This window comes from Nocardia sp. NPDC055050, assembly GCF_053608345.1.
In genome coordinates this window covers 117,911-139,775 of record NZ_JBSGVG010000006.1, presented here as the reverse complement: position 1 = coordinate 139,775, position 21,865 = coordinate 117,911, and the positions used below count along the sequence as shown (strand labels likewise).

The 21,865-nt window shown below is 68.0% G+C and carries 19 protein-coding genes; 7 read left to right on the top strand and 12 right to left on the bottom strand.

Annotation, left to right across the window (positions count from 1 at the left end):
• Nucleotides 1-20 precede the first annotated feature (20 nt).
• Entirely contained in the window at nucleotides 21-920 is a 900-nt protein-coding gene (locus ACWGCN_RS08790; protein WP_452457565.1) for a RecB family exonuclease, read from the top strand.
• 69 nt (nucleotides 921-989) lie between these two features.
• Nucleotides 990-1,391: a nuclear transport factor 2 family protein gene (locus ACWGCN_RS08785; protein ID WP_452457564.1), complete on the top strand. Its 402-nt coding sequence runs from the start codon at nucleotides 990-992 to the stop codon at nucleotides 1,389-1,391.
• Nucleotides 1,392-1,410: 19 nt separating this feature from the next.
• Here the strand turns inward: ACWGCN_RS08785 and ACWGCN_RS08780 are convergent, their stop codons facing one another.
• The 3 genes from ACWGCN_RS08780 to ACWGCN_RS08770 form a co-directional block, all read right to left on the bottom strand.
• Nucleotides 1,411-2,538, bottom strand: a complete 1,128-nt coding sequence (locus ACWGCN_RS08780) for a YeiH family protein (protein ID WP_452457563.1) — start codon at nucleotides 2,536-2,538, stop codon at nucleotides 1,411-1,413.
• A complete protein-coding gene (locus tag ACWGCN_RS08775; protein ID WP_266290015.1) occupies nucleotides 2,538-2,672 on the bottom strand; it encodes a hypothetical protein in 135 nt (44 codons plus the stop codon). Before ACWGCN_RS08775 ends, ACWGCN_RS08780 begins: the two co-directional genes overlap by 1 nt.
• 134 nt (nucleotides 2,673-2,806) lie before the next feature.
• On the bottom strand, nucleotides 2,807-2,941 hold the full coding sequence (locus ACWGCN_RS08770) for a hypothetical protein (RefSeq protein WP_378988163.1): 135 nt from the start codon (nucleotides 2,939-2,941) through the stop codon (nucleotides 2,807-2,809).
• A gap of 148 nt (nucleotides 2,942-3,089) precedes the next feature.
• Between ACWGCN_RS08770 and ACWGCN_RS08765 the strand changes: the two genes are divergently transcribed.
• Nucleotides 3,090-3,293, top strand: coding sequence for a hypothetical protein (locus ACWGCN_RS08765; protein WP_452457562.1), 204 nt, complete (start codon nucleotides 3,090-3,092; stop codon nucleotides 3,291-3,293).
• Nucleotides 3,294-3,369: 76 nt separating this feature from the next.
• On the opposite strand, the gene hisG is transcribed toward ACWGCN_RS08765, so the two are convergent.
• From hisG to metH, 8 genes are all read right to left on the bottom strand, one after another.
• A complete protein-coding gene (gene hisG, locus ACWGCN_RS08760; RefSeq protein ID WP_378627402.1) occupies nucleotides 3,370-4,221 on the bottom strand; it encodes an ATP phosphoribosyltransferase in 852 nt (283 codons plus the stop codon).
• Between the two features lie 56 nt (nucleotides 4,222-4,277).
• A complete protein-coding gene (locus ACWGCN_RS08755; protein ID WP_266290031.1) occupies nucleotides 4,278-4,559 on the bottom strand; it encodes a phosphoribosyl-ATP diphosphatase in 282 nt (93 codons plus the stop codon).
• A 55-nt stretch (nucleotides 4,560-4,614) separates the two neighbouring features.
• Entirely contained in the window at nucleotides 4,615-6,435 is a 1,821-nt protein-coding gene (locus tag ACWGCN_RS08750) for a choline/carnitine O-acyltransferase (RefSeq protein ID WP_378988170.1), read from the bottom strand.
• A gap of 9 nt (nucleotides 6,436-6,444) precedes the next feature.
• Nucleotides 6,445-7,260, bottom strand: a complete 816-nt coding sequence (locus ACWGCN_RS08745) for a class I SAM-dependent methyltransferase (protein WP_378988173.1) — start codon at nucleotides 7,258-7,260, stop codon at nucleotides 6,445-6,447.
• Between the two features lie 12 nt (nucleotides 7,261-7,272).
• Nucleotides 7,273-8,136, bottom strand: a complete 864-nt coding sequence (locus ACWGCN_RS08740; RefSeq protein WP_387443262.1) for a HalD/BesD family halogenase — start codon at nucleotides 8,134-8,136, stop codon at nucleotides 7,273-7,275.
• Nucleotides 8,137-8,316: 180 nt separating this feature from the next.
• Complete coding sequence (locus tag ACWGCN_RS08735; protein ID WP_387443260.1) at nucleotides 8,317-8,988, bottom strand: HAD family hydrolase; 672 nt, start codon at nucleotides 8,986-8,988, stop codon at nucleotides 8,317-8,319.
• 80 nt (nucleotides 8,989-9,068) lie between these two features.
• Nucleotides 9,069-11,027, bottom strand: a complete 1,959-nt coding sequence (locus ACWGCN_RS08730) for a serine/threonine-protein kinase (protein WP_452457561.1) — start codon at nucleotides 11,025-11,027, stop codon at nucleotides 9,069-9,071.
• Nucleotides 11,028-11,258: 231 nt separating this feature from the next.
• Nucleotides 11,259-14,855: a methionine synthase gene (gene metH / locus ACWGCN_RS08725; protein WP_378988185.1), complete on the bottom strand. Its 3,597-nt coding sequence runs from the start codon at nucleotides 14,853-14,855 to the stop codon at nucleotides 11,259-11,261.
• Between the two features lie 192 nt (nucleotides 14,856-15,047).
• Between metH and ACWGCN_RS08720 the strand changes: the two genes are divergently transcribed.
• Nucleotides 15,048-15,878: a PAC2 family protein gene (locus ACWGCN_RS08720; protein ID WP_235569430.1), complete on the top strand. Its 831-nt coding sequence runs from the start codon at nucleotides 15,048-15,050 to the stop codon at nucleotides 15,876-15,878.
• Between the two features lie 72 nt (nucleotides 15,879-15,950).
• Nucleotides 15,951-18,524, top strand: a complete 2,574-nt coding sequence (locus ACWGCN_RS08715) for an AMP-binding protein (protein WP_452457560.1) — start codon at nucleotides 15,951-15,953, stop codon at nucleotides 18,522-18,524.
• On the opposite strand, the gene ACWGCN_RS08710 is transcribed toward ACWGCN_RS08715, so the two are convergent.
• Nucleotides 18,426-18,731: a hypothetical protein gene (locus tag ACWGCN_RS08710; RefSeq protein ID WP_301901081.1), complete on the bottom strand. Its 306-nt coding sequence runs from the start codon at nucleotides 18,729-18,731 to the stop codon at nucleotides 18,426-18,428. The two genes, ACWGCN_RS08715 and ACWGCN_RS08710, sit on opposite strands and share 99 nt — an antisense overlap.
• Before the next feature lie 348 nt (nucleotides 18,732-19,079).
• On the opposite strand from ACWGCN_RS08710, the gene ACWGCN_RS08705 reads away from it, so the two are divergent.
• Together ACWGCN_RS08705 and ACWGCN_RS08700 are read left to right on the top strand one after the other, a co-directional pair.
• Nucleotides 19,080-20,219: an XRE family transcriptional regulator gene (locus tag ACWGCN_RS08705; RefSeq protein WP_378988192.1), complete on the top strand. Its 1,140-nt coding sequence runs from the start codon at nucleotides 19,080-19,082 to the stop codon at nucleotides 20,217-20,219.
• Between the two features lie 75 nt (nucleotides 20,220-20,294).
• On the top strand, nucleotides 20,295-21,854 hold the full coding sequence (locus tag ACWGCN_RS08700; protein WP_449965553.1) for a TIGR02677 family protein: 1,560 nt from the start codon (nucleotides 20,295-20,297) through the stop codon (nucleotides 21,852-21,854).
• Nucleotides 21,855-21,865: the final 11 nt, after the last annotated feature.

Sequence of the window (21,865 nt, the reverse complement as noted above, 5' to 3'; positions counted from 1 at the left end):
GTGCGGTTAACCTGCGAAACATGTCAGCGCCCTTGTCCGTGCCCCTGACCGACGACACCGCCGACGCGCCGGTGCATCGGTCGCGTCCGGCGTTGTCGCCTTCGCGGGCAAGCGATTTCAAGCAGTGTCCGCTGAAGTACCGGTTGCGGGCGATCGATCGGGTGCCGGAACCGCCGTCGCGAGCGGCAGTGCGCGGGACCGTGGTGCACGCGGTGCTGGAAGATCTGTTCGGGTTGCCCGCGGCCGAGCGTCAGCCGGCACGAGCCGCCGAGTTGGTGCCGGGGGCGTGGGAGCGTGTGCGCGCGGAGCGCGACGGGGTGGACGAGCTCGTCGCCGAGGGTGGTCCGCAGGCGCTGTTCGACGAAGTGCGCACACTGGTCGCGAGCTATTACGAGCTCGAGGACCCGCGCCGATTCGAGCCGCACGCGCTCGAGGAACGGGTCGAGGTCGACCTCGACGGTGATATTCCGCTGCGCGGTTTCGTCGACCGCATCGACGTGGCGCCCAACGGCCTGCTGCGCGTTGTCGACTACAAGACCGGTCGCTCCCCCGGCCCCCTGCACGAAGCGCGAGCGCTGTTCCAGCTCAAGTTCTACGCGCTGATGATCCTGCGCACCCGCGACATCGTCCCGGCCCAGCTGCGCCTGATCTATCTGGCCGACAAGAACATTCTCACCTACACACCCGAGCGCGAGGAACTGGACCGCTTCCAGCGCATCCTCACCGCGCTGTGGCAAGCCATCATCGACGCGGGCCGAACCGGGGACTTCCCGCCCACTCGCAACTCGATGTGCAAGTTCTGTGACTTCAAGCCCCTGTGCCCCGAGTACGGCGGCACGCCACCGCCCTACCCGGGCTGGCCGGTCCTGGCCCCGGCCCCTGCCGACCTGGTGACAGAACGTCTCCCCGAAGACGTATGACCGCACCCACTGTCCGGGTTAAGCTGCGCACACCCTATGCAACTCGTTGAATATGAGGTGAGCTGACAGATGCATCCTTTCCGCACGGCGGTCGAAGCACGAGACGAAGCGGCCATCGAGGCATTGCTGGCCGAGAACGTGGTCTTCACCAGCCCCGTCGCCTTCCAGCCCTATCCCGGCAAGGCCATCACCGCGGCCATCTTGCGCGCGGTGATCCGCGTCTTCGAAGACTTCCGCTACGTGCGTGAGATCGGCGAAGGGCGCGATCACGCCCTGGTGTTCGAGGCCACCGTGGACGGCAAGCACCTCACCGGGTGCGATTTCGTCCACCTCGACGAGGACGGCAAGATCGATGAGCTGATGGTGATGGTCCGTCCGTTGTCGGCCGCGACCGCACTGGCCGCGCGGATGGGCGCGCAGTTCGAACAGATCAAGGCCGAGGCGACCGCGAGCAGCCGGGCTGATTCCTGAGGCTGCCCGCGGCGGGCACTCAGACCGCGAAGTCGCGGAACAGCAGCACCGAAAGACCCAGGCCGACAGCGAGATTCACGACCGCCGCCGATCCGAAGACCACGATCGGCCGCCACCCGGCTTCGCGCAGCCCGCGCAGCGAGAACTCCAGACCGATGGAGACGAAGGCCAGGATCAGGAACCAGGTGCGCAGGTCGTTGATGACGGCGATGTGCGCGGCGCCGGTCTTCTTGTCGACCGACTGCAGATACAGCGTGCCGATGATCGAGGCGGCGATGAACCCGAGCACGAATTTCGGGAACCTGGCCCAGAATTCGCCGAGGCTCGGACGAGCGGCGCCCTCGGTACGATCCACGCGGAACGCGAACCAGGCGGTGAGCGCGATCGCCACGAGACCGATGAGTGCGTTCTGCGTGGTTTTGACGATCGTCGCGATCTGCAACGACTGCTCACCCGCCAGCGCACCCGCGGCAGCCACCGCGGCCGTGGTGTCGATATTGCCACCGATCCACGCGCCTGCCACCGCATCGGAAAGCCCGAAAACATCAGCGAGCCAAGGCAACAGGAAGATCGACGGCAGCGCGAAGATGATCACCAGCGACGCCGCGTAGGCGATCTGCTCGCGTCGTGCCTGCACCGCACCCGCCGCCGCGATGGCCGCGCTCACCCCGCAGATCGACACCGCCGACGACAGCAGCGCCCGCAACTTGTCGTCGAGACCGAGCACCCCGCCCAGCCACCAGGTGAACCCGAAGACAATGGTGATCAACGCCAGCGCCTGCACGATCGACGGAGCGGCCGCCGTCACCAGGATCTTCAGATTGATCGAAGCGCCGAGCAGGACCACCCCGGTCTTGATGAAGAACTCGGTCCGGAAACCGGCCGAAAGCCGGTCCCGCAGGCCGATCTTGCTCAGCACCACATTGCCGATCAACCCGATCGCGATCGCGTACACCGGATACTCGACCGTCTTCGCGACCCGCTTGAAGGGTGTATCCGCGGCCCACTGCGGAACATGGGTGTCGAAGAACCGCGTCAACGCGCCCAGCGCCAGCACCAGCACGATCCCGGCCACGATGTCGCGCACCACAGGCCGCGCATTCGCCTGCAACGCCGCGGTTTCCGACGTCGTCCCGGTCTCCCCCATCACGGCACCAGCCAGTCGGGGATCGCGCCGACCAGTACCAGACCGATCAGGACGAGCCCGACGACAGTAGCCAACCAGTCTTCGTTCCAGCTGAATGCGCTGCCCGGCCGAGGCTCGGGCTGTGTCTGCGACACGGTGACTCCTTGCTGTTCCTCATCGAGAAAACGCAAGGTAGCAACGGAATCGCGAGGGCACACCGATTGCGTTCAGCCTGAGCGGATCTCGCCGCTGACCGAATGATCGGTGACATGATGTACGAGGGGCAGGCCTACTGCAGGCGACGATCCTCTTCTTCTTGCAGGCGGCGGCGTTCCTCTTCGCGCTCGACCTGCTCCTTCTCGATCTTCTCTTCGTGCTCGTTCTTGTTCGACATGTTCGCCCCGATCACTGATTGTCCGGACAAATCTGCGATTCCAGCCTACTCGCGGCGAGGTATCCATCGCGGGGTCGAAGCGACCACGACTACCCTCGGTCCGTAGGGGAATCCCCTCGGTAGCGACCTGTCGGTGCACCGCCGTAGCGGGTTGTCATCCATCGAGCTGAGGAGACAGATGAATCGCACCATGTCCAGAACCATGGCCGTCGCGGCTGTCGCGGTGTCGATCGGGATCTACCCGACCGTGGCATCGGCCGAGACGTCAGCGGGGCCGCGGATTGCGCAACCGGTGATCGGCGGTTACCCGACGGCGCCGTTCGACCCGATCTGCCCGTTGTGCTTCATTCGTGAGGCGCTCGAGAGTCTGTCGGCGAAGTAGGAACGCCGAAAGCTCCACCTGCACGAAAGCCCCCCACCTGGATGAACACAGGTGAGGGGCCTCCGGTCGTCAGGGCTCAGAAAGCCCGGCAGGAGCGGATGTCGGTGGCGAGGATGGCCTTGGCGCCGAGGTCGGCGAGGCGGTCCATCAGTTCGTTGCCCTGCTTGCGGGGAACGAGGGCGCGCACGGCGACCCACTCGGGATCGGTCAGCGGCGAGACCGTCGGTGACTCCAGCCCGGGGGTGATCGCGACGGCCTGGTCGAACAGCGACTTGGGGCAGTCGTAGTCGAGCATCAGGTACTGCTGGGCGAAGACGACGCCCTGGATGCGGTTGATGAGCTGGTTGCGGGCGCGGTCGTCGCGGTCGGACCCGGTGCGTTCGATGAGGACGCCTTCGGAATCGCACAGGGACTCGCCGAACGCGACCAGGTTGTGCTGACGCAGGGTGCGCCCGGATCCGACGACGTCGGCGATGGCGTCGGCGACACCGAGCTGGATCGAGATCTCGACCGCGCCGTCGAGGCGGATCACCTCGGCGTCGATGCCGAAGCGGGCGAGGTCGGCGCGGACCAGGTTCGGGTAGGAGGTGGCGATGCGCTTGCCCGCCAGATCCTCGACCTTCCAGTCCTCGCCGGCGGGGGCCGCGTAGCGGAAGCTGGAGCGGCCGAAACCGAGCGAGAGCCGCTCGCTCACCGGGGACCCGGAGTCCAGCGCCAGATCGCGGCCGGTGATGCCGAGGTCGAGCTCACCGGAGCCGACGTAGATGGCGATGTCCTTGGGACGCAGGAAGAAGAATTCGACCTGGTTCGCGGGATCGAGAACGGTGAGATCGCGGGAATCGGTCCGCTTGCGGTATCCGGCCTCGCTCAGGATGGAGGTGGCGGCTTCCGACAGCGAACCCTTGTTGGGAACTGCGACGCGCAACATGGGAATGGGGTCCTTTCGGGGAAGTGAGAAACGTGTCGATCGGGACGGATCAGCCGTCACAGATGTCGGTACACGTCCTCGAGCTTCAGCCCGCGACCCAGCATCATCACCTGGAGCCAGTACAGCAGCTGGGAGATCTCCTCGGCGAGCGCTTCATCGCTCTCGTGCTCGGCGGCCAGCCAGATCTCGCCGGCCTCCTCCAGGACCTTCTTGCCCTGGAAATGAACGCCTGCGTCCAGCGCGGCCACGGTGCCAGAGCCCTCGGGACGGGTCTGGGCACGCTCGGTCAGCTCGGCGAACAGGGATTCGAAGTTCTTCACGAGTAGAGATTGTTTCATACCCGACCCAGCGGTTTTCCCGGCGCACCGCGCGGTGCGGCACGCCGGGAAACGATCACGCCGGTTGAGCGAGCAGTTCGCGCAGGTCGGCTACGGCGGTGCGCAGGTGATCGGCGAAGGCGTACATCTGGTCGGACACCGATTTGGGGGTGGCCAGGTAGATGTTCCACCGATCCGGCAGCAGCACGTAGGCGATGCCGATGCAGCGCGGGCTGGTCGAGCCGAAGCCGAAGTAGCGGATGTACTTCGACGGGGCCGAGCTGGTCGAGAGGTAGTCGTCGCGCATGATCGTCCAGCCGGGGCTGTCGAAGAGCGCGATCCGCTCCTCGGCGACGCCGAGCTGTTCGCCGCGGCGGCGCTGGATCCACTCCAGTTCCCACAGGTGCTGCTCGGGTGCCTGCCCGGCTTGGCATTCCTTGGCCCGCGCGACGTGGGCGGACGCGGCGGTGCGCGCCGCGGCCAGCTTGGTCGCGGGGTCGGCGTCGCCGGACACCATCGCGTCGACGAACGCCACCATCTCCGGGGTCACCACGCGCATGGCCTCGGTGCGGCCGTTGCGGAACTGCCGGGTGGCGATGGATTCGTAGGTGGCGCCGGTGAGCCCCTTGCTGCGCCGGTGGGCGAGCTGGTAGCTGAGCTGAGCGAAGGCATCGGGTGAGATGCCCAGCTTCTTGGCCTCGCCGGTGCCGAAGTCGTCGAACGACACCAGCGAGGTGGCCGTGTCGGCGGCGAAGCGGGCGAAGTCGGCGCCCGCCGCGGCGATGTCGGCGCGGGCGGCGGAGTCGAGCACGAACTCGATCGGCTCCACCGAGGGCAGCCCCTGCGATTGCGCGCCGCTGGTCGCCGCGTGGTCCTGGGCGGTCCGCTCGAGCAGCGCGTCGACGAACGACAGCACGGTGGTGCCGTCGAGTCCGCAGTGCTCGATGTTGATGCCGGACTGACCGTCGGCGAAGACGATGAACGTCACCGACTTGTCGAAGTAGCGATTGCCGCTGTCGCCGTGGAGCAGCTGATCGCAAGCGTGCAGTTCGTCGCGCGGGGCGAAGTCTTCCAGGCACACCGAGAACAGCGCCGTCTCCACCGCGTCGAAGGCCTCGACATTGGCGGGCTCGGTGCGCAGCACTTCCCGGCTGCGCGCCCATGCCGCACGGGCTTTCGTGGTGAGATGGCCGACCGAGGTGTCGGTCGCGGCGGGTTTGGTACCGCCCTTGATCACCGCGCGCAGCCCGTCGACCACGTCGTCGAACGCGTACGGCGCGCCGTCGGGTCCGATGACATCCATCCGGAAGATGTTGCCGCGGTAGAAGACCGCGATGTGCCGGGCATCCGAGGGGCCGGGCCATTCCGGGCTGTAGGGCTTGCGGACGCTGTCCTGGATCTCGCCGGGAATCCGGGTCTCGGAGAACAGGTACTTGTTCTGCCACATCGACAGTGCCTGCCCACGCTGGGTCACCGGCGCGATCTTCTCCGCGTCCAGTGCCAGCTTGTAATCGACGGCCGCCCCGATGATGGCGGCTGCCCGCTCGGTCTGCCCGGCGAGGGTCGACGCCGCCAGGGGGGTGTCGTCGCGGAACAGGAACACGAAGTTGGCGTTGATCGCGATCCGGTCGCGGCGGCCCAGATACCGGGACGGCCAGAATTCGTCGAGCCAGCTGCCGACGCCGGGGGTGGCGTCGTAGTCGGCCAGGGCGGCGTGCAGCGCGCGCCCCGCCCCACCGGGGCGCAGCAGCTCGGCTACCGCGCCCTCGGTGGTGGCGTAATCTTCGGCGCCGAGCAGGGGCTGACACCACTGCAGGAACCGCGCGCAACTGTCGTCCAGACTCGGCAGCGGTACCCGGGGCAGCGTGTCTTCGGCGGCGAACGTGGGTTGGTTCAATCCAAGTCCTCAGGTCTCGATGGGATGCGGGCGGGACAGGAACAGGTTGGCGTAGAGCCAGCCTTCGGCTTCGTGGTCGGTGGTGTCGATTCCCTTGGCCGCCAACGCATCCAGCACTTGTTCACGTTCCTGCGACGAGGCGAACCTCCGCTGCTGGAACATACCGGGACGTTGCTCGCTGCGATAGCCGAGCGCGGCCAATTCCTCGGCGATGGGACCGAAATCGAACATCCGCAACACGAAATGCGCCATCCACGGTCGCTTGCGCGGATCTGCTTGGGCGACCCTGGACAGGGTTTTCTCGGTGATGTAGCCGACGCATCCGGTGGAGATCACCAGATCGGCGGAGGCGAGCACACGGCGCTGTGCCTCGGTGGGCTCGGTGGCCTCGAGGTCGGCGTGCACGTAGTCGTGCAGGAGTCCGGCGGCGTGGGCGTAGGTCAGCGCCGGGCGTGCGGCGTCCATCCCGATGAAGCGTACGTCGGGCATCAGGTCGCCGCGCAACCGCTCCCGGTCGGCGGCGATCAACCCGATCTTGTCGGTGTCGACGTGATCGCGGTAGTGCCCGGCCAATTCGTCGACGGTGGTGCCGGTGCGCAGCAGTGCCGCGTTCACCCCGTAGGAGCACCCGAGGTCGAGCACCGTCGGGATCCGGCCCGGCCGAGCGGCCCGCAGCTGGCGCAACTGCTCGGCGAAGTGCGGCTTCGCCAGTTCCGGGATCCGGTAGTCCAGCTCGTTCATCCGCGCGAAGTACGCACGCGGATCCGGACTTTCGTAGATGTCGTCGAAGGATGCTTTACCGGTGGTGTGCAACGGAACGGACATGGGCGGTTCCTCTCAGTCGAGCAGTCGGTCACCTCGGACGGCGTCGGCCGCGGCGGCCACGTGGTCGGGCAGGACACGGCCGAACAACTGCCTGGTGCGTTCGACCGTGCCGATCACCCCTGGACGGTCCGTGTAGGCGAAAATCGCCGAATGTCGTTGGCTCGCACCGGCCACCTCGGTGACGCGGTGCAGGGAGAAGCGGCCCTTGAACAGCTGCAGATCGCCGGGGCGCAGTTCCAGCGCGCGAATGAACCGGGTGCCGTCACCGGTGAGCACGGCGCGCACGTCGTCGAGGTGCTCGGCGTGCGGGTCGCGGATGTTGGGGCAGTACTCGAACACGCCGCCGGCGTCGGGCTTGCGCGTGAGCATGCTGACGGTGAATTCGTTGGTGTCGAAATGCCACGGATGCGACATCCCCGGCTCGACCACGTTCAGGCACAAACCTGCCAGTGGGTCGGCGAATTCGTGCAGATCCTCGAGTTCGAAACAATCGGCGACGAAGCGCTGGAACACCGGGTCGGTGTAGAGGCGCTGGATCAGCGCCTCGGCGGGGATCCGGTCGCGGGCCACGAACGCGTTTCCGCGGTCGAGCACGATCCGCGCCGGATGGCCTGCGGGCAGGTCGGCATCGAGGGGAATGTTGTAGGCGTTGACCCGCTCCACCTTGTAGTGGGCGTGCGGCGCGATCGCCTCCCCCTCGGCGCGCAGTGTGTCGAGCAGCTGCGGGCGGATGAACTCGCGCAGCACCGTACAACCGTCCTCGGCCAGCTCGGCGCGGGCGGCGTCGATAGCCGCCTGCCTGCCCGAACCACCGAGATCGGTGAGTGGATACCGTGCGATGTCGACGATTTCGTCAAGCCCCCGCGTGCCCGTCATGTACCCAGTTTGCGGGAATATTCGGGCGAGCGCCCGCGGTTTCGACAAATCGGGCATATCCCGGGAAGATCACAATCGGGCGAAATCAACTGTGCGGCAACAGTTTTCGTAGATTCAACCTGGGTTTCGGTACTATCACGGTAGGCTATTACGCCCTATCACGCGCCGCTGTCGAAAGATTCACACGCGTGCGTCGAGTGCGACTCGCAGATCGTCGACCGACAAACCGATCAGCGACTCCCGGAATACCCGCCCCGGCGCCTCGGGAACCGCGATCTCGCACGGAATCACCAGCAGACCGCAGCCCGCGCCCTGTGCCGCGAGCGAACCGGTCGGCGAGTCCTCGATCGCGACACAATCACCCGGGTCGACCCCGAGCAGTTCCGCGGCGCGGCGGTAGATGGCCGGATCGGGCTTGCCGTGCGCCACCTCGTCACCGCAGACGGAGGTGTCGAAGAAGTCGCGGCCGAGGGTATCGAGGCCGTATTCGGTGAGCGAGCGCTTGGTGTTGGTCACCAGTGCGGACTTCATGCCCGCCTCGCGCACCATCGCCAGCGCGTCCTTGGCGCCGGGACGCCACGGGATCGGGCCGAGCATCAGCTCGGTGACCCGGCGCTCCAGGAACTCCCCCGCCTCGACGATCGTCTGCGGCGACGGGTCGAGGCCGATACCGTCGAAGAGCATGCGCAGCGCGTTGGGGCCGGAGGCGCCGATCAGGGCGTGGCGGACCTCGTCGGTCAGCTCGCGACCGTGTTCGCGGGCCAGTTCACGAACCGCGATGTCCCACAGCTTCTCCGAATCGAGCAGCGTGCCGTCCATGTCCCACAGCACCGCGGCCGGTCGCGCGCTCACCTGTTACTCGCCTCGTTCTCGTCACACATCGCCGAAGTGCCCGGCGCTCGCCGGACCCCGTTCAGGGTAACGGGTCCGCCTCAGACGCCCGATCCGGCGATCTGCAGGTTGCCCGCGTCGCCGGAGACCTGGATCCACCGGTTCTCCGAGGTCACGGTGCCATTGGCGAGCTGATAGGTGAGCGTGACGACCGCGCGGTTCGGCCCGCTGGGGGTGATCGAGCCGACAGTCACCGACCGCACCGACGACCAGAACGACGAGTACTGCCCGAACCCGCCGGTCTGCGCCTGGTAGCCGGGAGCGAGCTGCGCCCACGCCCCGCCGATATTGCCGGGCAGCATGCCGTAGTACCCGGCGATGAACTGGTTGATCCGGTCCGGGGTGGGCGGACCGAACGGCGTGGTGGTGATGGTCGTGCTGGTCGGTTTCGCGGTGGTGGGGGTCGGCTTGGCGGATGTGCTCGTCGGGGTCGCACCGGCGCTCGTCGCACCGCTCGGCAGGGCTTCGGGCGGGGCAGACACGGTGATCGTTTCCTGCTCGGGCACGATGACGACCGTGCTCACCTTGCCGTCGACCACGGTCGTGACGGTGACCGGCGATGCCGGGACCTGCGCCTGCCGATCGGAGTCACCGCCCCGGTCACGGGTGACCACCAGCACCACCAGCATCACCGTGAAGGCGGCGACGGCCGCGGCCAGCAGCAGCACGGCGCGGCTGTTGTTCGCGCGGTCGGTGCGCGACGGCGGGACGGGGAACGCCGGATGCAGGCCGGAGCCGTCCGTCGGCCCGGCCGCGGCCTCGGCGCGCAGCTGCGCCTGGGCACCGGCGCGTTCGACACCGTCCGCGGCCGAGGACGCGGCGTCGCGCGGCCGGACGAGGCCGGGATCGCCTGCCGCCGCCTGCCGCACCGCGCCTGCCTGCCCGGCCCCGCCTGCCGCCGCTCGGCCGATTGCCCCGTCCGCTCGGCTCGCCGCGTTGCCGCCCGCGCCCGACGCCGCACTCCCGCTCACGTCCGACGCATGCGGTGCGCCGGTCGAATTTCGGCCCGAGATGGCCGAGCGGGCAGCCTTGGCCTTCGCGAGACCACTGCCGAACAACGCTGCCGCGCCCGACTTCGCCGTCGCGCCCCCGTTCGCGGGTGCGCCGGCCGGCGGAATCAGCGACGTGGCCGCCTCGCTCATCGGCAGAATCTTCGTGGCCGAGGCGGGCAGTGCCGGAACACGGCCCGCCGCAACGTCTTCCAGCGCGACCCGGGCCTGCGCCATCGTCGGCCGGTCGTCGGCGGACGCGGTCAGCAGCCACATCAGGACCGGAACGAGCGGGCCCGCGTTCTTCGGCTCGGGCACCACACCGCGGGCGACGGCGTGCAGCACAGCCAGAGGGTTGTCGCCCTCACCGAACGGCGGAGCGCCTTCGGAGGCGGCGTACAGCGTGGACCCGAGAGCGAACACGTCGGCGGCGGGTTTCGGGTTGTCGCCGCGGGCGATCTCGGGCGCCAGATAGGCGGGGGTGCCCGCCAGGAAGCCGGTGGCGGTGACGGTGACGTCGCCGGTCGCGTGCGAGATGCCGAAGTCGGTGAGTTTGACCGTGCCGTCGTCGCCGACGAGCAGGTTGGCCGGTTTCACATCACGGTGCATGATCCCGGCGTCGTGCGCGGCCGACAGCGCGGCGGCGGCCTGGGCGCCGATCCCCGCCACCTCGATCGGCGGCAACGTCACCCCGCCCGCCAGCTTCACCGCGAGGCTCGGCGCGTTCATGTATTCCATGACCAGCCACGGCTGGCCGTCCTCTTCGGCGACATCGAAGACGGTGATGGCGTTGGGATGGTGCAGACGGGCCGCGATCCGGCCCTCCCGCATCGCACGCAGTTTTCCTTCGAGTGCTTGCGTACCGGTGAGACCGGGTGCGAGCAGCACTTGCTTCACCGCGACAGTGCGCCGCAGCCGGACATCGGTGGCGCGCCACACGACCCCCATCGCGCCCGTGCCGATCGGGTCGGTGAGTCGATAGCGTCCCGCGATCAACCGATCCGATGTCATATCGTGTGCCCCTCCTGCTTACCGCTGAGTCGTCTCGCCCTCCGCGCCACAGCGGGATGAAACTTTCGAAAATCCTACGTGCTGAACTGCTTCGATCCTGTTGCGGGACAGCCCGGTCCATGGACCCAGCGCCGCATCGTGACCAGACTCACATGCGTCGCAACGACAATCGGACCGGTCCGCGGGACCGGTCCGATCTGCCGACGCGTGTATCTCTGTGCCTGCAGTCTCTCAGGCGTTGAAGTATTTCGCCTCCGGATGCAGCAGCACGAACGCGTCCGTCGACTGTTCGGGGTGCAACTGCAGTTCCTCCGACAGCGTCACCCCGACCCGGCCGGCGTCGAGCAGGTCGACCAGTTTGGCACGATCTTCCAGGTCGGGGCAGGCACCGTAGCCGAAGGAGTAGCGAGCGCCCCGGTAGCCGAGCTTGAAGTAGTCCTGGATGTCGGCGGGATCGTCGGCGGCGACGGACTTGCCGTCGACGGTCAGTTCCTCGCGCACCCGGCGATGCCAGTACTCGGCCAGCGCCTCGGTGAGCTGCACACCGATGCCGTGCACCTCGAGGTAGTCGCGGTAGTTGTCGGCGGCGAACAACGCGTTCGCGAAGTCGGCGATCGGCTGCCCCATCGTCACCAGCTGGAACGGCAACACGTCGACCTGTCCGGTCGCACGAGCCTGCTCGCGCGAGCGGATGAAGTCGGCGATGCACAGGAACCTGTCGCGCTGCTGACGCGGGAAGGTGAACCGATACCGTTCCGGCGCATCCGGATTCGGCTCGGTCAACACGATGACCTCGTCGCCCTCCGACACCGCCGGGAAGTACCCGTAGACCAGAGCCGCGTGCTGGAGCACACCCTCGGTGGCGAGCCGGTCGAGCCAGGCGCGCAACCGCGGCCGGCCCTCGGTCTCCACCAGGTCCTCATAGGTCGGCCCGTCCCCGGCCCGCTGACCGCGCAGACCCCACTGGCCGAGGAACAATGCCCGCTCGTCGAGCAGACCCGAATACTCCGCCAGCGGCAGACCCTTGATCACCCGGGTGCCCCAGAACGGCGGCGTCGGCACGGGCAGATCCGCGGCCACATCGGAGCGTTCGGGCACCACGATCGGCACCTCGGCGGCCTTACGCTCGGCCGCGATCCGCTTGGACCGCTCATGACGCGCCTTGCGCTCGGCGGCCTTGTCCTTGGCGGCGATCGCCGCCGGGCTGTCCGGGTCGAGCCCGCCGCCACGCTTGACGGTCATGATCTCGTCCATCAACCGCAGGCCCTCGAAGGCGTCACGGGCGTAGTACACGTCGCCGTCGTAGACCGCGGTGAGGTCGTTCTCCACGTAGGAACGAGTCAGCGCGGCGCCGCCGAGCAGCACCGGGAACTGTTCGGCGACACCCTTGGAGTTGAGTTCACCGAGGTTCTCCTTCATCACCACGGTCGACTTCACCAGCAGCCCGGACATGCCGATCACATCGGCCTTCTTGTCCTGCGCGGCGTCGAGAATGGTGGCGATGGGCTGCTTGATACCGAGGTTCACCACCTCGTAGCCGTTGTTGGACAAGATGATGTCGACCAGGTTCTTGCCGATGTCGTGGACATCGCCCTTCACCGTGGCCAGCACGATCCGGCCCTTACCCGCGTCGTCGGTGGCTTCCATGTGCGGTTCCAGGTGCGCGACAGCGGTTTTCATCACCTCGGCCGACTGCAACACGAACGGCAGCTGCATCTGGCCCGAACCGAACAGCTCACCGACGGTCTTCATGCCCGAGAGCAGGGTCTCGTTGATGATCTGCAGCGGCGGCACGGTCTGCATCGCCTCGTCGAGATCGTCACCGAGACCGTTGCGTTCACCGTCGACGATGCGCCGCTCGAGACGCTCGAACAAGGGCAGCAGCGCCATTTCCTCGGCGCGCGAGGCCTTCGACGAGGCCGTCGAGACACCCTCGAACAACGCCATCAGCTTCTGCAGCGGGTCGTAGTCCTCGGTGCGGCGGTCATAGATCAGATCGAGGGCCACCTGCTGGTGCTCGTCGGGGATCCGGCTCATCGGCAGGATCTTCGACGCGTGCACGATCGCCGAATCCAGTCCCGCTTCGACACATTCGTGCATGAACACCGAGTTCAGCACCTGCCGGGCGGCCGGGTTCAGACCGAAGGAGATATTCGACAGGCCCAGGGTGGTCTGCACCTGCGGGCGGCGGCGCTTGAGCTCGCGGATGGCCTTGATCGTCTCCTCGCCGTCCTTGCGCGACTCCTCCTGCCCGGTGCCCAGGGTGAACGTCAGGGTGTCGATGATGATGTCGGACTCGGCCAGGCCCCAGTTGCCGGTGATGTCGTCGATCAGCCGCTCGGCGATCGCGACCTTGTGATCGGCCGTGCGAGCCTGACCCTCTTCGTCGATGGTCAGCGCGACGACGGCGGCACCGTGCTCGGAGACCAGCCGCATGATCTGCTGGAACCGCGAATCCGGGCCTGCGCCGTCCTCGTAGTTCACCGAGTTCACCGCACACCGGCCACCCAGATGCTGCAGACCCGCCTGCAAGACCGGCACCTCGGTGGAGTCGAGCATGATCGGCAGCGTCGAGGCGGTGGCCAGCCGTGAGGCCAGCTCGTTCATGTCGTCGGCACCGTCGCGGCCCACGTAGTCGACGCAGAGGTCGAGCATGTGCGCGCCGTCGCGGGTCTGGTCCTTGGCGATCTCGAGGCACCGCTGCCAGTCGGCGGCCAGCATCGCGTCACGGAAAGCCTTGGAGCCGTTGGCATTGGTGCGCTCGCCGATCATCATGATCGACGCGTCCTGCTCGAACGGCACCGCGGTGTACATGCTCGAGACGGCAGGCTCGTGCTCGGGGTGGCGACGATCCTCGATCGCGGGCAGCGTCTTCTCGACCTCACGCACCGCCTCGGCGACCTGGCGAATGTGCTCCGGGGTGGTGCCACAGCAGCCACCGACCAGCGAGAGCCCGAACTCGGACACGAACCCGCTCATCGCGACAGCGAGCTCTTCGGGGGTGAGCGGGTACTCGGCGCCGTTGGCACCGAGCACCGGCAAACCGGCGTTCGGCATCACCGACACCGGGATGGTGGCGTGGCGCGACAGGTGCCGCAGGTGCTCACTCATCTCCGCGGGCCCGGTCGCGCAGTTCAGCCCGATCATGTCGATGCCGAGCGGTTCCAGCGCGGTGAGCGCCGCGCCGATCTCACTGCCGACCAGCATGGTGCCGGTGGTCTCCACCGTGACGTGGGTGATGATCGGGATCCGGCGGCCCGCCGCGATCATCGCCCGGCGACTGCCGGTGATCGCGGCCTTGACCTGCAGCAGGTCCTGGCAGGTCTCGATGAGGATGGCATCGGCACCGCCGTCGAGCATGCCGAGCGCGGCTTCGGTGTAGGCGTCGCGCAGCGCGACGAACGGCGCGTGGCCCAGGGTCGGCAGCTTCGTGCCGGGGCCCATCGAGCCGAGGACATAGCGCGGGGTGCCGTCGGCGGACGGACCCATCTCGTCGGCGACATCGCGGGCGATGCGGGTGCCGCGCTCGGACAGATCGCGGATCCGGTCGGAGATGTCGTAGTCGGCGAGGTTGGGCAGGTTGCAGCCGAAGGTGTTGGTCTCCACCGCATCCGCGCCCGCCGCGAAGTAGGCGCGGTGAATCTCGGCGAGCACATCCGGGCGGGTGTCGTTGAGGATCTCGTTGCATCCCTCGAGGCCGCGGAAGTCGTCGAGCGACAGATCCGCGGCCTGCAACATCGTGCCCATCGCGCCGTCGCCGATGACGACACGCCGCCGCAGCGTGTCGAGGAGCGTGGTATCGAACCCGGTGGGCAAGGACGCAGACATGATTCAAGACTAGAGGGCGCCCCCGACGAACGAGACCACTGTGGGTGAATCGAGTGGCCTGCGCCACTGTTCCCGGTGGAAACACGCAACACCGTCGGTCACCGCAAAACAATTCGCACAAGACACTAGGCTGACCGGGTGGATGCCAGTGAGACCCCCGGGACGGAACTGCCGACGTTGCGCAATCCCGTCATGGTTGCCGCCTTCGAGGGCTGGAACGACGCCGGCGATGCCGCCAGTGGCGCCATCGAACATCTGGAGTTGATCTGGGATGCCGAGCCGCTGGCCGAACTCGATTCCGAGGACTACTACGACTACCAGGTGAACCGGCCGACAGTCCGTCAGGTCGACGGGGTGACCAGGGAGATCCAGTGGCCCTCGACGATGCTGTCGGTGTGTTCCCCGCCCGGAAGCGACCGCGACGTGGTGTTGCTGCGTGGCATCGAACCGAACATGAAATGGCGCAGTTTCTGCGACGACCTGCTCGAGTTCATCGAGCAACTCGGCGTGGAGACGGTCGTGATCCTCGGCGCGCTGCTGGCCGATACCCCCCACACCCGGCCGGTGCCGGTGACCGGCTCGGCCTACAGCCCCGAGGCCGCCGAGCGATTCAGCCTGGAACAGACCCGGTACGAGGGCCCGACCGGAATCACCGGCGTGCTGCAGGACCAGTGTGTGAAGGCCGGGGTGCCCGCGGTGTCGTTCTGGGCCGCCGTCCCGCACTATGTGTCGCAGCCGCCGAACCCGAAGGCGACGATCGCGCTGCTGCACCGGGTCGAAGACGTCCTCGATATCGAGGTTCCGCTCGGTGAGCTGCCGAAACAGGCCGAGGAGTGGGAAGCCGCGGTCAACGAGATGACCCTCGGCGACGAGGAGATCAGCGAGTACGTGCGCTCGCTCGAGGAGCGCGGCGACGCGGCGATCGACCTCAACGAGACCATGTCCAAGATCGACGGCGACGCCATCGCGGCCGAGTTCGAGAAGTACCTGCGCAGACGCGGGCCCGGCAGCTTCGGCCTCTAGTTCTCGTTCACCGGGAGTTCGCCGCACAGGCGCCTCCCGGCCGCCCTCGGCACGACACCTAGACTTTTTCGCGTGCCGACCCTGCCGATCCTCGCCCATCTGCGTGGTTTCGACGACCGCGTCGCGGTGCTGCACCCGGTGGGGCCCGCGTCCGCCGCCACCGTCACCTCGGTGACCTACGCCCAGCTCGCCGACCGCGTCGCGGAGTTCTCGGCCGAACTGGGACCGGTTCGCCGGCTCGTCGCGCTCACCGCGGGCAACGATCTGGACTCCCTCGTCGCCTACCTCGGCGCACTCGACGCGGGGTGCGCGGTCCTGCTCACCGGCGAGCTCACCGGCGAACTGGCCGCAACCTACGACCCGGATGTGATCATCGACCGCGGTCGGGTCATCGCGAACCGCGCGCGGTCGGCGCACCGGCTGCATCCGGAGCTGGCGCTGTTGCTCAGCACCTCCGGGTCCACCGGGTCGCCGAAGCTGGTGCGGCTGTCGGCGCGCAATCTCGGCGCCAACGCCGAATCCATCGCCGAGTACCTCGGCATCGGCCCGGACGACGTCGCGGCGACCACCTTGCCGCTGTTCTACTGCTACGGCCTGTCGGTGGTCCACAGTCATCTGCTGCGCGGCGCGAGCCTGTTGCTCACCGAGCGCTCCGTGCTCGAGCCCGAGTTCTGGGACGAGTTCCGCGAGCACCGGGCCACCTCGTTCGCCGCGGTGCCCTACACCGTCGATCTCCTCGACCGGATCGGCTTCGCCCGGATGTCGCTGCCCGCTCTGCGGTATGTGACCCAGGCGGGCGGCAGACTCGAGCCGGCCAGGGTCCGGACCTACGCGCGGCTCGGCGCGGCCGCGGGCTGGCGGTTCTTCGTGATGTACGGCCAGACCGAGGCCACCGCCCGAATGGCCTATCTCCCACCGGAATCGGCGGACGAGCACCCCGATTGCATCGGGATCCCCGTCCCGGGCGGGCATTTCACCTTGGCACCGGTCGACGACGGCGCCGCGGAGGAACTCGTCTACCACGGCCCGAACGTGATGCTCGGCTACGCCCGCCACTCGGCCGACCTGGCACTGGGCCGCACGGTCGACGCGCTGCGGACCGGCGATCTGGCCCGGCGCACGCCCGACGGGCTGTACCAGGTCGTCGGCAGGCGCAGCCGCTTCGCCAAGCTGTTCGGTCTGCGCATCGATCTGGGCCGCGTCGAATCGGAGCTGGCCACAGCCGGTTTCGTCGCCGCCTGCACCGACGACGGCAGCCGGGTGATCGCGGCGATACTCCCCCGCCCGGCCGCGTCGGCGACCTCGCGCCGAGCGCACGGGGTGGCGGCCGCGCGACTGATCGCCCAGGTGTCGGGCCTGCCCGCCACCGCGATCAGCGTGACCGTCGTCGACGAGCTGCCCCGGCTGGCCACCGGCAAAATCGACTATCCGGCGGTGCGCGCGCTCGCCACCACACCGGCGAGCCCGGGCGACGATGTCGGCGCGATCTACGCCGACGCCCTCGGCCTGCCGATCGAGACGATCTCGCCCGCACACAGTTTCGCGGACCTGGGTGGCAGTTCGCTGAGTTACGTCACCGTGGCGGCACGCCTCGAGCGGGTGCTCGGTACCCTGCCCACCGACTGGCCACAGCGTTCGATCGCCGACCTGGGGCGAGCTCCCCGTACCCGCGCCCGCTTCGGCCGGGCCCTCGACTCCTCGACGGCTCTGCGCGCGATCGGGATCGTGCTGATTCTCGGCTCGCACATCCAGCTGTTCGAACTCTGGGGCGCCGCGCACGTGCTGCTCGCCGTGGCGGGCTACAACTTCGCCCGGTTCGCGGTGAGTTCGGCCCCACCCGCCCGGCGACTGCGACTCACCGGGCGGGCCGTGGCGATGATCGCGGTGCCGACCGCGCTCTGGGTCCTGATCACGATGGTCTGGCAACCCGGCTATTACGGCTGGCAGAATGTGTTGCTGCTCAACAAGATCCTCGGTCCCCGCAATGACACGGCGGGACACCTGTGGTTCCTGGAAGTGCTCGTGTACTGCACCGTGGCCTGCGCGCTACTGATCCGGGTCCCCCGGATCGACGGGTGGGAGCGGCGGGCGCCGTTCTGGTTCGCCCTCGGCCTGCTCGGCCTCACCCTGGTCTTGCGCTGGCATTCGTTCGGGCTCTATCCCGAACGCGATATCGCGTTGTCACCGCTGGCCTGTTGGTACTTCGTTCTCGGCTGGGCCGGAGCGAAGGCGACGGCGGTCTGGCAGCGGCTGATCGTCAGCGCCGTGCTGCTGGCTTGTGTGCCCGGATATTTCGGCGTCACCGAGCGGGAACGCCTTGTCATGGCGGGCATTCTGATCTTGATCTGGCTGCCCGCGCTGCGCGTGCCCGCCGTCGTCGCCGTGGTGGCGGTGGCGGTGGCCGACAGCTCGTTGTTCGCGTACCTGCTGCACTGGCAGGTGTACCCGGCGTTCGGCGACCAGCGATTGCTCGCACTGGTGGCCTGCCTGGCCGCCGGAGCGGCCGCTACCGAGATGGTGGATCGGTGCAGGCATCGGATCCCATGGCTAACGCTCCAGGGTCAGCACTTGAGCGGCCGCCTCGTGCGCCAGCTTCGCGATCAGCAGGTCACGCGGAATCGTCTGGCCGGTAAGGTGATCGAGTGACGGCACCACCACGTGGTGCGCATCGGCCCGCTTCAATTCCTGGGTGAGTTCGGCGAACGCCGCACCGTCACCCGCGGGTGCTTCGTGGAACGTCGCGGCGAAACACATGCCCGCGGTCCGCGCGAGGCTGCGTAGCGCATCCTCCAATTGGTCGCTCTGACCATCAGCCAGATCGTCCCGCAAGTATCCATAGATCAACGCTTCCACCCGAACCTCCGTTGGATTGGGATCGCTGTTCTGTTGTCGGACCTGTCGTGTACCGATCCCCCCGCGTCGCGCGGCACGCCACGCGGGGGTACTTCGTTGCCCTGCAAGCTCTCCTGCAAAGCAGGCATCCGGTTGTCGAGCCGAGTACCTGCTTACATCATGAACAATCATGGCCCCCGGCAGCAGATGTCAATCCGATGACATCTACATGCCCTATCCGGGACGCCGAACGTTAACTGGTGGAATACTACCGCCGTGACCGCAACTGATGATCGACCCGTCTGGGCTGTTCGGATGCGCTCGGAACGTGACGCGAGGGGGTGGTCACAAGCCGATGCCGTTCGCGCTATGCGTGCCAAGTCCTCCCACAACCTGCCGACGGACAGTACCCTGCTGCGCAACTGGCGCCGATGGGAATCCGGGGAATCGCGACCTGACGAGTTCTACGCGCCGATCATCGCGGCCGCGTTCGACACCGTCCCCGCCGCGTTCTTCCCGAAGTCCCGTCCCAACCGTGATGACGAGCTGTTATCGGCAACCGGTATGGACACTCTGGAGTTCATCGGACGACTCAGAATGTCCGACGTCAACAGCGCCACCCTGGACGCGGTGCGGATCACCGCCGAAAGGCTGTGCTGCGAATACGCCTACGCCGACCCCTACGCACTGCACACCGAGGGGACCGCGTGGCTGCGCCGGATCACCTCCCTGCTCGACGGCAGACTGACGCTGAGCCAGCATCGCGAAATCCTCGTCCTGGCAGGCTGGGTCGCGTTGCTGGTCGGTTGCGTCGATTACGATCTGGGCCGCCGGGGTGGCGCCGAGGCCACCCGCCGAGCCGCCGATTCGCTGGGCCGCGAGGCAGGCAATGCCGAGATCGTCGGGTGGGCCGCGGAGATGTCGGCGTGGTTCGCGTTGACCCAGGGCAACTTCCGTGGCGCGATCGATGTCTCGGAGAAGGCCATGACGGGTACCACGTCGTCGAGTGTGGGGGTGCAGTTGGCGGCGCAGCGCGCCAAGGGCTGGGCCCGGCTCGGTGATCGCCGCAATGTGCAGACCGCCCTCGACGAGGGCAGGGCGATCCTGTCGCGGATGGGTCATCCGGCCGATCTGGACAACCACTTCGTCGTCGACGCCACGAAATTCGACTTCTACGCGATGGACTGCTGCCGGGTGGCGGGCCAGGATCGACTGGCCGAGCGCTACGCCCAGCAGGTGATCAGCGATTCGACCCGACCGGACGGTTCGGTCCGCAATCCCATGCGGGTCTCCGAGGCGCGGCTCACCCTGGCCGTCGTGGCCGTGCGCGATCGCGATCTCGAGCGCGCGGTCGAGGAGGGTGTCGCGGCGTTCTCCGCGGGGCGCAAGTCGCTGCCGTCGCTGGCGTGGATCGCGGGCGAGGCGGCCAGGGAGATCATCGAACGATACCCAGGAGATCACCGCACCCAAACCTTCCTCGAGCAGCTGCGATCGCTCAATGTCGGCTGAGCTCGCGCGGCGATGCCACGCCGATCGGGGACGGGTCCGGCGGAGCACGCGAAGGCCACCACTAACCTGTCTACGGTGACCGACTCCGCCGACGGCCTGCCCAGCGCCGTACCCGCCCTGTGGGACGAGCGTCTGCGGTTGTTCTCGTTCGCGACCGCCGAGAAACGCGCCGACTACCTGCGGGTGCTGCGCGCCTTCGACAGCGCTCGTGCTGCCTACGTGGTGTTGTTGCACGCCGACGACGTCGCCGAGTGGATAGCCAGAGCCGAGGCGGGCGGTCGAGCCGAGGCGGCCGCGGGTGTCCCACTGCCCGCGGTCGAGATCGGTCCCCTGCTCGAGCAGCTGCATCGCTGGGGTGTGCTCGAACGCAGCTACGACGGCACCCGCGCGGCCACCCTGGCCGAGTACCGCAACCGGCACTACGTCTACCAGTTCGCGCAGGCCGGGTTCCAGGCCTACCGGGCGGTGGCCGGGGTGCTCGCGGCCCGGATGGAGGACGCGTCGCTGTCGCGGCTGGTGCTGCCCGAGCTGCTCGCCGACCTGCGCACCCTCTCCGCCGCCAACCGCGACGGCGACGCCGAGCGGGTCTACACCACGTTGCGCAGGCTCGACACCGCGCTCACCGACATGGCCGCGCGCGCCGCGCACTTCTACCTGTCTCTGGGCGACCTGGTGCGCACCACCGAGATCACGCCGGAATCCTTCCTCGCGCACAAGGACGCGCTGCTGGCACACATGCGGGAGTTCAGCATGGATCTGGCCCGGTTCGCCCCGCGGCTGGCGGCGGCGATCGGCGAAGTCGAGGAGACCGGCGTCGAGCAGCTGATCGGCCGCGCGGCCGGGTGCGACGAGCGGGTGCTGCTGAGTCTCGCCGAGCGCGAAGCGGATTGGCGTTCCCGCTGGGACGGGCTGCGCACCTGGTTCGTCGCCGCGGGCACCGAGTCGTCGGAAACCTGCGAGGCCGATCGGCTCCGCGAGGCGACGATGAGCGCGATCGCGGCGGTGCTGTCGCTGTTGCGCCGGGTCACCGAGACCCGCCGAGGTGGCGTCAGCCGGGAATCGGCGTTGCGCCACCTGGCCGAATGGTTCGTCGCCACCCCCAGCGCGGGCAGTGCGCACGCGCTCTACGACGCGGTGTTCGGGCTGGGCAAGCCGCGCCACCTCTCGCTCGAACATCCCGACGCGGAGCTGATCCCCACCAGCCGATCCTGGTGGGAAGCACCGCCGTTGGAGATCTCCCGCACGCTCGCCGAAACCGGTCGCGCACCCACGGCGGGCGCCCCGGCCCGGATCGCGCGCAACGACGCGGGCGTGCGGCGGCTGCGGGAGGCCCAACTGGCGGCACAGCGTGAACGCGCCGCGGCCGCCGCCTCGCTGTCCCAGGGCAATGTGCACGACCGAGTGCTGGATCAGCGTGAGACCGAGGTGCTGTTGCGCCTGATCGACGCCGCCTCCACCGCATGGGTTCCGGTCAGCGGAAAGGTCGACGGCACAACAGGTTCCGACAACGGCGTCACGTTGACAGTGCGCCCCTGCGATGGGTCGACGGTCATCCGGACCGCGGCGGGGCTGCTCCATCTGAACAACCGTCGCCTCGAAGTACGCGAGTCGAGCCGCCGCGGGGTCGCGCGATGAGACTGCGCATC